General features: G+C 32.5%; 17 protein-coding genes. 4 read left to right on the top strand and 13 right to left on the bottom strand.

Annotation, left to right across the window (positions count from 1 at the left end):
• The first annotated feature begins 46 nt into the window (after positions 1–46).
• Both SOM12_RS11195 and SOM12_RS11190 read left to right on the top strand, forming a co-directional pair.
• Positions 47–547, top strand: coding sequence for a DUF456 domain-containing protein (locus SOM12_RS11195; protein WP_095928174.1), 501 nt, complete (start codon positions 47–49; stop codon positions 545–547).
• 274 nt (positions 548–821) lie between these two features.
• Positions 822–1,424, top strand: coding sequence for a DUF937 domain-containing protein (locus SOM12_RS11190; protein ID WP_095928173.1), 603 nt, complete (start codon positions 822–824; stop codon positions 1,422–1,424).
• Between the two features lie 66 nt (positions 1,425–1,490).
• Here the strand turns inward: SOM12_RS11190 and SOM12_RS11185 are convergent, their stop codons facing one another.
• From SOM12_RS11185 to SOM12_RS11160, 7 genes are all read right to left on the bottom strand, one after another.
• Positions 1,491–2,399, bottom strand: coding sequence for a pseudouridine synthase (locus SOM12_RS11185; protein ID WP_095928172.1), 909 nt, complete (start codon positions 2,397–2,399; stop codon positions 1,491–1,493).
• A gap of 323 nt (positions 2,400–2,722) precedes the next feature.
• Positions 2,723–3,679 carry a geranylgeranylglycerol-phosphate geranylgeranyltransferase gene (locus tag SOM12_RS11180; RefSeq protein ID WP_320493472.1) on the bottom strand — a complete coding sequence of 319 codons (957 nt, stop codon included), beginning with the start codon at positions 3,677–3,679 and terminating at the stop codon, positions 2,723–2,725.
• 62 nt (positions 3,680–3,741) lie between these two features.
• Positions 3,742–4,332: a DUF502 domain-containing protein gene (locus SOM12_RS11175; protein WP_095928170.1), complete on the bottom strand. Its 591-nt coding sequence runs from the start codon at positions 4,330–4,332 to the stop codon at positions 3,742–3,744.
• A gap of 77 nt (positions 4,333–4,409) precedes the next feature.
• Positions 4,410–5,348, bottom strand: coding sequence for a mevalonate kinase family protein (locus SOM12_RS11170; RefSeq protein ID WP_250834341.1), 939 nt, complete (start codon positions 5,346–5,348; stop codon positions 4,410–4,412).
• 3 nt (positions 5,349–5,351) lie between these two features.
• The gene (locus SOM12_RS24125; RefSeq protein WP_341850033.1) at positions 5,352–5,657 is read right to left on the bottom strand and encodes a type II toxin-antitoxin system RelE/ParE family toxin; all 306 of its coding nucleotides are present in this window, start codon (positions 5,655–5,657) and stop codon (positions 5,352–5,354) included.
• Between the two features lie 3 nt (positions 5,658–5,660).
• Positions 5,661–5,879 (bottom strand): hypothetical protein, encoded by a 219-nt coding sequence (locus tag SOM12_RS11165; RefSeq protein WP_320493471.1) that lies wholly within the window; start codon positions 5,877–5,879, stop codon positions 5,661–5,663.
• Between the two features lie 30 nt (positions 5,880–5,909).
• A complete protein-coding gene (locus SOM12_RS11160; protein WP_320493470.1) occupies positions 5,910–7,010 on the bottom strand; it encodes a diphosphomevalonate decarboxylase in 1,101 nt (366 codons plus the stop codon).
• A gap of 109 nt (positions 7,011–7,119) precedes the next feature.
• Between SOM12_RS11160 and SOM12_RS11155 the strand changes: the two genes are divergently transcribed.
• Together SOM12_RS11155 and SOM12_RS11150 are read left to right on the top strand one after the other, a co-directional pair.
• Positions 7,120–7,596 carry a TspO/MBR family protein gene (locus SOM12_RS11155; RefSeq protein ID WP_320493469.1) on the top strand — a complete coding sequence of 159 codons (477 nt, stop codon included), beginning with the start codon at positions 7,120–7,122 and terminating at the stop codon, positions 7,594–7,596.
• Between the two features lie 53 nt (positions 7,597–7,649).
• Positions 7,650–8,630 carry a tetratricopeptide repeat protein gene (locus SOM12_RS11150; protein ID WP_320493468.1) on the top strand — a complete coding sequence of 327 codons (981 nt, stop codon included), beginning with the start codon at positions 7,650–7,652 and terminating at the stop codon, positions 8,628–8,630.
• Here the strand turns inward: SOM12_RS11150 and SOM12_RS11145 are convergent.
• From SOM12_RS11145 to SOM12_RS11120, 6 genes are all read right to left on the bottom strand, one after another.
• A complete protein-coding gene (locus SOM12_RS11145; RefSeq protein ID WP_320493467.1) occupies positions 8,614–9,336 on the bottom strand; it encodes a hypothetical protein in 723 nt (240 codons plus the stop codon). The two genes, SOM12_RS11150 and SOM12_RS11145, sit on opposite strands and share 17 nt — an antisense overlap.
• 11 nt (positions 9,337–9,347) lie before the next feature.
• Positions 9,348–10,103: a hypothetical protein gene (locus tag SOM12_RS11140; RefSeq protein WP_320493466.1), complete on the bottom strand. Its 756-nt coding sequence runs from the start codon at positions 10,101–10,103 to the stop codon at positions 9,348–9,350.
• A gap of 82 nt (positions 10,104–10,185) precedes the next feature.
• On the bottom strand, positions 10,186–10,854 hold the full coding sequence (locus SOM12_RS11135) for an MBL fold metallo-hydrolase (RefSeq protein WP_320493465.1): 669 nt from the start codon (positions 10,852–10,854) through the stop codon (positions 10,186–10,188).
• Between the two features lie 61 nt (positions 10,855–10,915).
• Positions 10,916–11,488 (bottom strand): Crp/Fnr family transcriptional regulator, encoded by a 573-nt coding sequence (locus SOM12_RS11130; RefSeq protein WP_320493464.1) that lies wholly within the window; start codon positions 11,486–11,488, stop codon positions 10,916–10,918.
• Between the two features lie 3 nt (positions 11,489–11,491).
• Positions 11,492–12,139, bottom strand: a complete 648-nt coding sequence (locus SOM12_RS11125) for an HAD family hydrolase (RefSeq protein WP_320493463.1) — start codon at positions 12,137–12,139, stop codon at positions 11,492–11,494.
• A 6-nt stretch (positions 12,140–12,145) separates the two neighbouring features.
• A complete protein-coding gene (locus SOM12_RS11120; RefSeq protein WP_320493462.1) occupies positions 12,146–13,354 on the bottom strand; it encodes an NAD(P)/FAD-dependent oxidoreductase in 1,209 nt (402 codons plus the stop codon).
• Between the last annotated feature and the right edge of the window lie 67 nt (positions 13,355–13,421).

Genomic DNA, 13,421 nt, shown 5'->3' with positions numbered 1-13,421 from the left:
ACTATTAAAATGTTTAAAATAATAAGTACAAACTTACAAAAATATTATGGATTTACTTTTAGTACTGCTAGGATTTATATGTGTAATCGTTGGTGTTTTTGGAAGTTTTCTTCCTGTTCTTCCTGGATTATCTAGCTCTTGGGTTGGAATATTATTACTTTACCTGACTAAAGCAGTCGAAAATAATTATTGGGTTTTAGGAATTACTTTTGTTCTAATGGTCATCATTACTATATTAGACTATATTATTCCTTCAAAAGGCACTAAAAAGTTCGGAGGAAGCTCTTATGGAGTATGGGGAACCAACATTGGTTTGATTGTGGGAATCTTTGCTCCAATTCCTTTTGGAATTATAATTGGACCATTTTTGGGCGCTTTAATTGGGGAATTAATGTATGATTCTCAAAATCATAATCGAGCTCTAAAAGCAGCCGCCGGATCGCTATTAGGATTCATTGCTTCAAGTTTTGTTAACTTTCTGTTTGCGGTGGTTTATTTGGGCATATTTTTGAGTATTGTGTGGGAATATCGAAACATTTTATTTTAATTCTATAACAATTTCAGCTTTTTAGCGTTGCTAGTAAAAATAAACATCAAACTTTTCTTAACTTTTTTTCTTTTGTGTTTGACAACGAAAGGGTTGTGTTTGCTAGTGTTAAGACGTTTTTAGTGTTAAGAACTGGTTATTAAGAAGGTAAATTTTTAACTTAATTTTTGGAAATGTTAAAATTTTTTATATTTTTATCTCGATAAACGATAAAAAGCCTCATTTTATCGATTATTTTAAATCAGTATAAATAATTATTTTTTAAGTTATGAGTATGACCCCAAACCTACAAATTGAACTTAGACGCTTTATTTCTTCTAATGTTGTCTCCAAGTTAAACAAGTTTTATTTTGAGAATGATGCACTTTTAATAAAGGGAATAGACGTCTCGATCGGTACAATTTTAATGGGACTCTACAACAAAGCCGAAGAATCTGATTTTTATTCTGAAATCGTTTCATTAATCCAAGAAGATTCTACTTTTTACCAAGAAATAGACTTTAATGCAGGCAGAATTTTATCAGTCGACGACTGTTACCGCATAGAAGGAAATGCTTTACTGAAAGAATTATTCTCCAACAAAAAAGGCAGAATTTCAGAAATGGTTTCAAACGAAGTTGGCATTAAAAGCGAAACAGCCAGAGAAATACTTAACTTTTCAGCATTACTTGTAATGTCTTATTTAAGATACAATCTTCAATTAATAGAAAGTTTAAAACTCCTTTTAGAAGACCAAAAAAGAGATATTTTAAACAGCATTCCTCCCGGAATTAAAATCATCCTAGGTTTTTCATCTTACGAAACTGTAGAAGATAAAAACCAATCTATCGGAAGATCTATTTTTACCCTTTTCGGACATAATTTCTTTAGTTTTTAAAAATAAAAAATCCCATTTTCTAGAAGAAAACAGGATTCATTTTATGGACTTAAATTTGAAAAATGCTTATGTGTTTTTCAAATTGATAACTTCTTGATCGGTCAAAAAGCGCCAGTTTCCACGAGGAAGATTCTTTTTGGTTAATCCAGCAAACGAAACACGGTCAATACGCAATACATTGTATTCGAAAGATTCAAAAATTGAACGCACAACTTTTACGTTAGCAGTACGCAGTTTAAGACCAACTTCGCTTTTTGGTTCATTATCAATATAGCTTACTTCTTCAACAAAAACGCGGTGTCCGTCAAGAACTAAACCTTTGCTGATTTTTTCTAAATCTTCAAATTTTAAGTTTTTGTCTAAAGAAACCTGATAGATTTTAGACGATTTCTGGTTTGGCAATGTAAACTTACGAATCATATCAGTATCGTTTGTAAACAATAATAAACCAGTTGTATTCTTGTCCATTCTTCCTACAGCAGCAATTTTTGCATTTGTAGCGCCACGAACAAGTTCTAGAACGTTACGATATTCCTGACCTTCGTCAAAGGCAGTCGTAAAGTTTTTAGGCTTATTTAATAAAATATATTCTTTCTTTTCAGGAGTTAATGTAACACCGTCAAAGTTTACAACATCATTTAGTTTTACCAAATAACCCATTTCTGTAACTACAGTACCGTTAACTTTAACGTTTCCAGACTGAATATAAATGTCGGCGTCACGACGAGAACAAACTCCAGAATTAGAGATGTATTTGTTCAGACGAATTTCATCTGAAGCCTTTTGTCTCTTTGCTGGCTGATTTTGTTTTCTCAATTTTTCAGCAGCAGCTTCCTGAGCAGCTTTAACTTCAGGTTTTACTTTTTTAGGCCCTTGCGCGCGCTTAGCCATAGGAGGTTTTGGCTTGTTAGAGTTTGGTCGTGAGCTATTTGGTCTCGATCCGCCTCTTTTATTGTTGCCTTCCTTGTTGTTCATAGAATCATTAATTTGTGCAAAGATAGTTTTTTCCTGCTAATAAATCTTAAGTTCAATGTTCTTAGATTAATAGCGCTTTATTTTAAGAGGTTTAGGAGCAATACAATTGGCTTTTTTTTGAGGCATGGTTTCCCGCTTTCCGTTTCAATTTTTTATTTTTTAAAGAAAAAAATAAAAAGATTTCCACTATAATCGGGGCTAAAAAACAATCAATTGGCTTCTTTTAAAGAGTGTTATTTCACAGAGATTCGCAAAGTTTGCACAGAGCCACACAAAGAAAAAAATCTGCTAAATCTGCCAGATCTGCGGGATATTAAAAAGCTTTAGTAATTAGAAATCAATTCACGACCATGCCATAAGACGCTCGGGTTAATCAGAACAATACAGCAAACGCCAGATACAATCAGGAACTTAAGAACATTATGGAGTCTTAAATATTGTTCTTTAGAGTCCGATTTCCATAAATAAATCAAGAAGAAAAGAAGAACTCCAAAACACACATAAAAATAAATGTCCATATAGCCTACATCATAAATGTTAACCAAAACGTAAACAGGTAAAATGGTAGACAAAGTCAAAACCGTGATAATTTGCTTAGAAATTTTTTCTCCATATAAAACTGGAATTGTTCTATAGTCGCTTACTAAATCGCCTTTCAGGTTTTCTAAATCTTTTATCATTTCGCGAATCAATAAAAGCAGAAACAAGAAAACCGCATGTGCCGAAATCACCACAAAATGACTCATATGATTCTCAATTTCTTCAAACGAAATCTTATTATAGAAATATAAAAGAATGGCAAAAAAAGGTGTTACAGCAAGCAAAGCAGACATTAAATTTCCAATAATGGGATATTTTTTAATTTTATGAGAATAAAACCAAATCATAAAAATATAACCTGAAAAGAACAAAAAAGCTCTCCAGGAAACAATAAAAGCCATTAGAACGGCAAGAAAATTCAAACTGAAATAAACGTTCAATTTAGTTTTCTGACTAACCAAACGATCCAGCATCGATTTATTCGGACGATTAATCAAATCCTTCTGACTGTCGTAAAAATTATTGATGATATATCCTGAAGCGATTGTAATAGCCGAAGCAAAAACAATTAAAAACAAGTGAAAATCAAGCAAAATATCCAATGCTCTAATTTCTGGCGCCAATATAAAAATTGCTGATAAATACTGGGCTAAAACGATGATTGGAATATTGTAACCTCGAACTACAGAGAACAGACTAACAATTTTCATTACTAAAAGTTTTTGTTGTCTGCTTAACATAGATGATATAGTGGGATTGATTTGATGTAGGGAAGTTAAAGTATATTTTTTGATTCTGAAAACTAGAGCTTGTTTTTTAACAATTCTTCAGATCCGTAACCTAATTTTCGAATGCAGGCCAAAGCTTGTTTTTGCGTAATATCGATTTCTGTAATATCTTTTTTATCTACAAAAACCACCGACCCGCTCCAAGGGTTTGGAGCATCTGGTATAAAAACTGTAGATTTCTCATCACTGATTTGTTCTATTAAAAAAGCAAATTGTAAACCAGCATCAGTAGGAACTAATATTACTTTTAAATCGTCTTTAGATTCTAAACCCAATATGTTTTCATTCATGCTTTTCATAAATGAATAACCGGGAACAAAACTTAAAATTCCTTCTTCTAATTTCTGAACCAATTTTTCTGCCGCTGCAGTTCTTGCCAATAATCCAGCAACCAGACAGATTAGAATTATGATTAATAATCCAACAAGTTCTTGAATTGCAAGTCCTAAAACGCTTACTTTTGGTAAAGCACTTACTAACGGAAGTGTTGTTTTTTGTACAATACCATATCCTTTTTCCAAAACAATTAATAGTACAACTAAAGGCACTAAAAAAAGAATTCCTCCTAAAAAAGTTGCTTTGATAATCTTTAAAATACTTTTCATAGGCAATAATTTTTTAAGATTAAATGTTAGGAAAGGGTATTCAATAAATCACAACAATATTTTTAAGAGGTTTAACTTTAAAATTGATAAACTACTTCTAATTTATAGTCTTTTAAGGATGCTTTGGCTCTTTCTAGATCTTCGGTAAAACCAAGGATATAACCGCCTCCTCCAGAACCGCAAAGTTTTAGGTAATAATCGTTAGAATCAATTCCGTGTTGCCAGATTCCGTGAAATTGTTCAGGAATCATTGGTTTAAAATGATTTAAGACAACTTTAGAAAGTTTTTTAGTATTGGTAAACAAAGATGTCATATCGCCATGCAGGAAGTTTTCTACGCAGGCATCTGTATATTTCACAAACTGATTTTTAAGCATAGCACGGAAACCTTTATCTTTTAGGTTTTCCATAAAAATACTTACCATTGGAGCAGTTTCTCCAACAATTCCTGAGTCTAACAAAAATACAGCACCTTTTCCGTCAAAACTTTGAGTCGGAATTCCAGTTGCTTCAATATTGTCTTTCGAATTGATCAGGATTGGGATGCTCAAATAGCTGTTTAAAGGATCTAAACCAGAACTTTTTCCGTGGAAAAAGCTTTCCATTTGAGAAAATATATTTTTTAAGTGTAATAATTTTTCGCGAGTCAGATTTTCCAGAACAGTGATTTTGTTGGTAGCATATTTATCGTAAATAGCTGCAACAAGAGCACCGCTACTTCCAACACCATATCCTTGTGGAATACTTGAATCGAAGTACATTCCAGTTTCAACATCATTTTTTAAAGCTTCTAAATCAAAAGTAACCAATTCAGGCTGTTGCGTATGTAGCACTTCAAGATAAGAAGCAAAACTTCTTAAGCTTTTGTTTGATGAAATGGCTTCTTCTGTAGGCTCTTCAGATTTTTTTAAAGCGCCGTTGTAAAAGTTATAAGGAATAGAAAGTCCTTTAGAGTCGCGGATAATTCCGTATTCTCCAAAGAGTAATATTTTTGAGTAAAATAGTGGTCCTTTCATGATTTATTTTATGTCTTTCTTTATTTTATTTGGGTTTTGTCTAGTGTCGAAAATGTTGTGAATCCTGATTTCGTTTGCACTAAAACTATATAATAGGCTCGATTGCTTTGTTATAACACATTTTCGATATTTTTTATTCACAGCTGATTTTGGAAAAATCTCAGGATTCATAATTATTATTGAAACTGCTTTCTGCAATTTTATAGTAAATATCTCTCTCGATTTCTTAGACCATCTTGCTTCAATAAAATCTAAAAGTGAAGCTAAATTTTTTTCAGCAGTTTTAGAAATGTTTATTCTAACATCCACTACTTATTTATATTTTTTCATGACCTCTTCAAAACTTGTAAATTCACCTCTCTCAAATTCTAATTCACTTTGAGCGATGTCTTCTTTTTGCTGATCTGTCAAATCGTCCCACCAATCTTTTTTATTCGTTCTAAGCAATTTAGCAACAGCCATAATGATTTCTGGATCATTTGTCTCTTTCAGCATATCAATCGCTTCGCGTTTTTCTAATTGAATGTCCATAATCAAAAATTTAACTAAAGATACGCAAAATTATAATGCAATCGCGCCACTTCCAATTTTGTCGCAAATGTATTGACTATTCTGACAAAATACAACTAATTCGCCCTGAATAAATTGAAGTACTTTTTCGCTAACGTTTTCGGGATAAAGTACGTGCACATTTGCTCCGGCATCTAGGGTAAAACAAACTGGAATTTGGGTTTCATTTCTGAATTTCCAGATGGCATTTATGATCTGCAGCGTGTTTGGTTTCATTAAAATGAAATACGGCATAGAGGTCATCATCATGGCGTGTAAAGTCAATGCTTCACTTTCTACCACTTTGATGAATTCGTCTAAGTTTCCACTTTCAAAAATGGAAATTAATTTATCCAGATTTTCGTGTGCTTGCGCAAAACGTCTTTCTGCATACGGATGATTGTGCATTAAATCGTGCCCAACTGTACTCGAAACTTGTTTCTCGCCTTTGTCAACCAATAAAATAGTATCTTGATAATTCTTGAAATTTTCATGAATCGTATATGGAAATTCCACTCCAAACAAATCTGTACTTCCTTCAATATTTTCCTGATTTCCCCAAACCACTACATTTCCTTTTACACTTCTGCAAGCGCTTCCAGAACCTAATCGAGCTAGAAATGAAGCTTTTTGATAGAAATAATCATCGGTCATTTCTGGATTCAATTTTCTCTCCAAACTCATAAAATTCATTGCTAAAGCCGCCATTCCAGAAGCCGAAGAAGCAATTCCTGAACTATGAGGAAAAGTATTTTGAGTGTCAATTGTAAAATGATATTCTTTTAAAAACGGCAGATAAACTTCAACTCTTTCTAAAAACTTCTGAATTTTTGGTTTAAAGTCTTCTTTTGGTTTTCCTTCAAAAAGTAAATCAAAAGAAAAACCATTTGTTTCGCTGAGCGAAGTAGAAGCGTCTCTTTTTTCAAAACCTAATTTTGTAATTGTTTTACAGTTATTTAAAGTAAAACTAACAGAAGGATTTGCTGGAATCTGGTTGTCTTTTTTCCCCCAGTATTTCACTAATGCAATGTTGCTTGGAGCGCTCCATTCAAAGTTTCCGTTTTCGATTGCTGAAGTATATGAATTTGGTATAAAATCGGCTGCTGTTAACATGAATTGTAAAATTTTGGCAAAGATAGTTTTTTCGCCCTAAAGGGATAATTTTTTATCTATATGGTTTAAACTTTTCTTTTGACTATTTTTGAATTCAAAATTTGATGTCATGAATAAGTTTGTAAAAATCGCTATAGCTTTAGTAATTTGTTTAACGGTTGGATATTCTGCTAGTTTAGTAACAAGACCAAGTATTGAGACTTGGTATGTAACGTTGGAAAAACCAGTTTTTAATCCGCCGAATTGGATTTTTATGCCAGTTTGGACAGTTCTTTACATATTTATGGCAATTGCAGCAGCGCTGGTTTGGGACCGAATAAAAGAAAATACTGAGGAAGTTAAAAAAGCACTGCTTTTCTTCATCATTCAATTGATTTTAAATGCCATTTGGTCTTATTTATTCTTCGGATTAAAAAACCCGATGTTGGCTTTAGTCGAAATCGTGCTTTTATGGCTGATGATTTATGAAACGTATTTGAAATTTATCAAAATCAATAAAACTTCAGGTTATTTATTGATTCCCTATTTAGCTTGGGTTGGATTTGCTACAGTTTTGAATGCTAGTATTTGGTGGCTGAATAAGTAGTTTTTTGTTTCAAGTTTTTCTTTGTTTCAGGTTTAATCAAGACGTATTACTTTATGAATAGATTCAAGGTTTTTGTTATTGCTTTAGTTTTAATTTCCTTTAAAGGGTTCGCTTGTTTGAATGGTGAAACGAAAATTCTAAAAAATGGAGCTTATGCTTATGAAGATTATGATGGAATTAATCCTCAAGGGCATAATTTTTTCGAAGGAGATTTTCCAAGATTGATAATTGAACTTGACAGCTTATATAAGAAGACCAAAGATCTAGATTATCTATCAGATAAAGGATATCTTTTAATTGTTTTGAGGAAATATGATGAAGCTTTAAAATTATATCTGAACATTGAAAAAATTAAACCCAATAGATACTCGACAGCATCTAATTTAGGGACACTTTATGAATTAATGGGTGAAAACCAAAAAGCCTATAATTGGATTAAAAAGTCTATTGCTATAAATCCCAAATCTCATAAAGGATCAGAATGGCTTCACTTGAAAATATTAGAAGCAAAAATCAAGAACCTAAAAGATGTTTCTGGTCAGTTTCTAATTAATACAAATTTTGGAACGTCACATGAGCCTAAAACAAAATTGTCTCAAAAAGAGATTGATGAATTGGCACAATCGATTTATTTTCAGGTAAATGAAAGAATGTCATTTATAGAGCCAAAAGATAAAATCATTTCAATTCTACTCTTTGAACTTGGAAATCTTGCAGAATTATTAGGAAAAAATAGCAGTGCGCTTGAGACTTACAGGACTGCCAGAAAATATGGTTATGAGGGAGATTTAATTGTAGAAAGAATGATTAATAGTTCCCAGAACGAAATTAACTATTATAGTGAAAGAGCTCAAATTTATGGTTCTCAACTTCGGGCTTTAAGAGAAAGCAAAGGGAACATATATTCAGGTTATATATCTCAAATTGAAATAATTATTGTTATCCTTTCGGGAATAATACTAATTTTATTAATTGCTTTTGTTGCATTTTTCATAAAATGGAAGAAGCTGAAAAAGTCTACTTCAGCTTCTTAAATTCCTCATTTTTAGTATATAGAAAGTCTAACAATTCCAAATCATTTGATTTTTCTAAAAGTGTTTTAGATTTCGAATCGGCATTACAAAAGTTTAAGAAAATTTCTTTTTCTTCGGGTTTTATTTTCAAATTCTTCATAAAAAAATCCGGAGGACAAGTCGCGATGACAAGTTTCTTAAAACGGTCATCACGTGGCTCAATTTTTTTCTTCGGCTTATCAAAAATGGGGTAGCTGAAATCTAATCCATTTTTAATTTTTCCGTCATAAACTGTCACTTTTGAAGTCACTTCGTCAAATTTCTTTCGAATTATAATCTTATTTATTTCTTCTTTATCATTTGCGATTTTTTTAATTTCAGCTTTATTAAAAACGGATCTAGAAACCGTGACATTCTCCAATTCTTCGGCTTTTGGAGTCATTTCGACAATGAGATAGTTTTTTTCTAAATCTTTGGCGGTTAGCTTCAATCTTGTAAATAAGTAATTATTGGAAAAAAACAATATACTGTCTTGCTCTTTCACTAAAATTGAAAATTCTCCAAATTCATTTGTTCTAGTGCTGGTTTTGGCTGTTTTATTAATGACTTCTACATTTTGAAGCGCATTTTCCCGAGAAATAACCTTTCCGTGAAGTAGTTTTTCTGTCTGCGAAATACTAAGCTGATAAGTAAGAAAAGAAATTGTAGTGAGTAATTTTACTTTCATTTACGGATTTTTTAGTTTTTAATTCCAGTATTCAATTTTTTAAACTCTTCATTTTTAACATATAAAAAATCCATTGTATAAAGTAAATTTTTCTGTTTTAGAATAATTTCAGATTGCGGATCGGCTGTGCAAAATTCTAGGAAAAGAGCTTTTTCATCAGGATTTAATTTTAGATCTTTTGTAAAAAAATCTAAAGGACAAGTTGCTTCGGCGAATGTTTTGAAATCCAATTCAGGAGTTTTCTTTTTAGGTTTTTTGTTACCACTATCTTCTTTTTTAAACAAACTAAAAAGGCCTGCTCCAATAGCGCCAAAATTCATTCCGTTTGCAATAGTACCGTCATAAACGCCAGTATATTTTCGTAAATCTTGCGAAGATCTCATTAATGCAATCGAATCCGAAACTTCTTGAGTAGGACCCACATGAGGAAATTTTATAGTTGTAATTAAGACTTCATCGAGTTCTTCCGGTTTCAAAATCATATTTACAACTAGGTTATTTTGATCTATGTTTTCCTGAGAAATTTTAAATCTTTTAAAGAAATAGTCTTTGGAGTAAAAAAGAAGGCTGTCTTGTGGACGGACTAAAATTGAAAACTCGCCTAGCTCATTTGTTCTGGTACTAATTCGAGCTGTTTTGTTAATCACCTCTACTTTATTAAGCGGAATGTTTTGCGAAAAAACTTTTCCGTTTAATACTTTTTCCGTTTGAGAAACGCTGAGCTGATAAGTGAAAATAGAAATTGTAGTAAGTAATTTTACTCTCATATATAATTAATTAGTTGAGAGTAAAATTATTAGAATTGTCTTAATGAAAACTTGCGGAATATGTAAATTCTTGTTAATAAAATTATCGCATATTTTGAACAAATTTTTCCAGTTCTCCATTATTAAATAAAACTGGTCCGTGACCAAAACACAATATTTTAGGTTGTAATGATGCCAATTTGAGAATCGATTTTCTATTGGTTTCTTTATTAGCAGTAAATAAATGGGGAGGTTCATGCAAACCGACTTTTGTAGTGAGAAGATTCATATTGGTCATCACATCGCCTACAATTAAAACGCCATCCTTTTCTCTGAAAAAAGAGATATGTCCGCAGGAATGTCCAGGAGTTTCAATAACCGTGAATCCGCCGATCTGATCTCCTTCTTTTAAAGTTTCAGAAACGGGATGTCCTTTTCCTGCCCAAAAGTTTTTCTGAAATTTAGAAATGATATGATTCGGATTTGGGTATTCTGTAATTACATTTCCGTTTTCAGCAAATGCTTTTTCAGGTTCACTGCATAAAAGGGGAATATTAAAGGTTTCGCAGATTATTTTACTGCTTCCCTGATGATCGGCGTGAGCGTGCGTCAGGGCGTGTTTGGTAATGGATTTACCTTTAATTGCTTTTACTATTTTATGGGCAGAAGTTCGAATTCCCGCATCAATTAAAACATCTTCAATTACAAAACAATTAATGGCGTTGCGCGGAAATAAAGGAATCTGGTAAACGTCTGTGGCAATATTATTCATCTTTTTCAAATTTTATTTTGACAAAGATTTGAATTCAGATTCTTAATCCACTTGATAAATGTTAAGAAATGTCCTGACGGATTCTGCTCAAAGATTCTGGAGTTATTCCAAGAAAAGAAGCAATATAAATTAAAGGCGTTCGCTGAATTATTTTGGCTGGAGCCGAAGATAAAAAAGTCTGGTACTTTTCTTTTGCCGGAATCATTTGTAGTTTGAGAACACGATCGGCCATACAAAGGTAATTTTGCTCGGCTAAAATTCTCCCGACACGTTCCCAATTCGGAATTTCGTTATACAAAAACTGCATTTTTTCGAAAGTGATTGAAAGAACCTCGCAATCTTCAATACACTGAATATTTTCAAAAGAAACGGATTGATTTATAAAACTGGAATATGAAGCGATAAAACCCTCATCACAACTTAAATAAGTCGTAATTTCTTTTCCGTCTTTTAAATAATAGACCCGCGCTAGACCTTCGACAATAAAAAAGATTTTATTGCTGATTTTTCCCATTGAAGAAAGAGAATCTTTAGCGGTAAACCTTTCATATTCAAAACAAGAATCTATCTTTTCGATTTCTTTTTCAGAAAACGAAGCGATTGATAGTATTTGTTTTTGTAATTCAGCATTCACGATTTACAATATTTCGATTAACTCAGAAGCACTATTAATAACCGCTTTTGCCCCGCTAGATTTCAATTCATCTGCTGTTCTGTAGCCCCAAGTTACTCCCACAGGAAACATATTAGCATTTATAGCCGTTTTCATGTCAATATCAGAATCTCCGACAAAAAGAATTTTTTCGGGTTTTAAATTCCATTTTTTACTGATTTCAATCGCTTCAAACGGATTTGGTTTTTTTAGTTCTTCTGTGCTTAAACCAATAGCTGTGTCGAATTGTTTTGGAAATAATTCATAAGCTATTTTCTTTGTCAATTCATCTGCTTTGTTAGAGAAAACTGCCATTTTGATGTTTTGAGAAGTCAGATTTTCTAACAATTCTACAATGCCTTCATAAGGTTTTGTTTTCAGCGTACAGATTTTAGTGTATTCATCGACCATACATTCAAAACAACTTTCGATTTCATCATCAGAATTGTTTGTAGCAGGTAAAGCTTTACTTACTAGATTTCGTAAACCGCTCCCAATAAAATATTGATAAGTGTCGTAAGTATGTGTAGGATAATTTAAAGCGGTAAGCACTTTATTCATCGCATCTGAGATGTCTTCTAAAGAATTGACTAATGTACCGTCTAAATCGAAAATAATTCCTTTAAATTTCATTTTGTATTAAATATTTTGAGCCAGAATAAACCCGCTTGTCCAGGCATTCTGAAAATTAAATCCTCCCGTTATGGCGTCGATATTTACAATTTCACCAGCAAAATAAAGATTTTCGTGAATTTTGCTTTCCATCGTTTTAAAGTTGATTTCTTTTAAATCGATTCCGCCTGCCGTTACAAATTCTTCTTTAAAAGTGCTTTTTCCGTTTACTTTAAATTCGGCTTTTGTTAATTGTGAAGTTAGATTTTGCAATTGAATTTTAGATAAATCGGCCCATTTGGTTTCAACTTCAATTCCCGAAGCCAAAACTAAACTTTCCCATAAACGATTCGGAAAGTCAAATGGAGATTTTTTTGAAACTGCTTTTTTAGCGTGTTCCTGTTTTAAGTCTTTTAGGATTTTTTCGGCATCTTCAAAATCAACATCATTTAGCCAATTAACGAAAATGGTAAACTGATAATTTTTATCGTGTAAAATACGAGCGCCCCAAGCTGAAAGTTTTAGGATTGCTGGACCACTCATTCCCCAATGTGTGATTAACAAAGGTCCTGTAGATTCTAATTTAGTATCTTTTACATTTACGGTTACTTGTGTCGCAACGCCCGGCAATTCCTTAATTCGAGAATCTTTGATGTTGAAAGTAAATAGGGAAGGAACAGGGCTCACAATTGCGTGTCCGTGCTCCTGAAGCATTTCCCAGATTTTAGGATTACTCCCGGTTGCCATTATTAATTTCTCGGCAGCATAATTGTCGTTTTGTGTATCTATTTTCCAATGATTTTCTTTTTTGAAAATAGATTGAACGCTTTGTCCTGTCAGCACTTTTATGCCTAGTTTTTCGGTTGCTTTAAGGAAACAGTCAATAATAGTTTGGGATGAATTGGAAACAGGAAACATTCTTCCGTCTTCTTCAATTTTTAATTCTACGCCGTGTTTTTCAAACCATTCAATAGTATCTCCAGAACAAAATTGATGAAAAGGCCCGCGAAGTTCTTTTTCGCCTCGGGGATAAAATTTTACCAATTCATTAGGTTCAAAACAGGCGTGCGTAACGTTGCATCTTCCGCCTCCGGAAACGCGAACTTTAGAAAGCACTTCTTTTCCTCTTTCTAAAATGGCAATTTTAAGTTTCGGATTTTTCTCTGCAATATTAATCGCGGTAAAAAAACCTGCAGCGCCTCCGCCAACGATGATTATGTCGAAATTTTTGATCATGCTTTTTTTGTTAGCCACGAATTCACGAATTATTTTTTGATAATCTTTGACAATAAAAATTCGTGAA

This window comes from Flavobacterium sp. CFBP9031 (genome assembly GCF_034044945.1).
Taxonomy (GTDB): Bacteria; Bacteroidota; Bacteroidia; order Flavobacteriales; family Flavobacteriaceae; genus Flavobacterium.
This window is presented reverse-complemented; position numbering and strand designations above follow the sequence as displayed.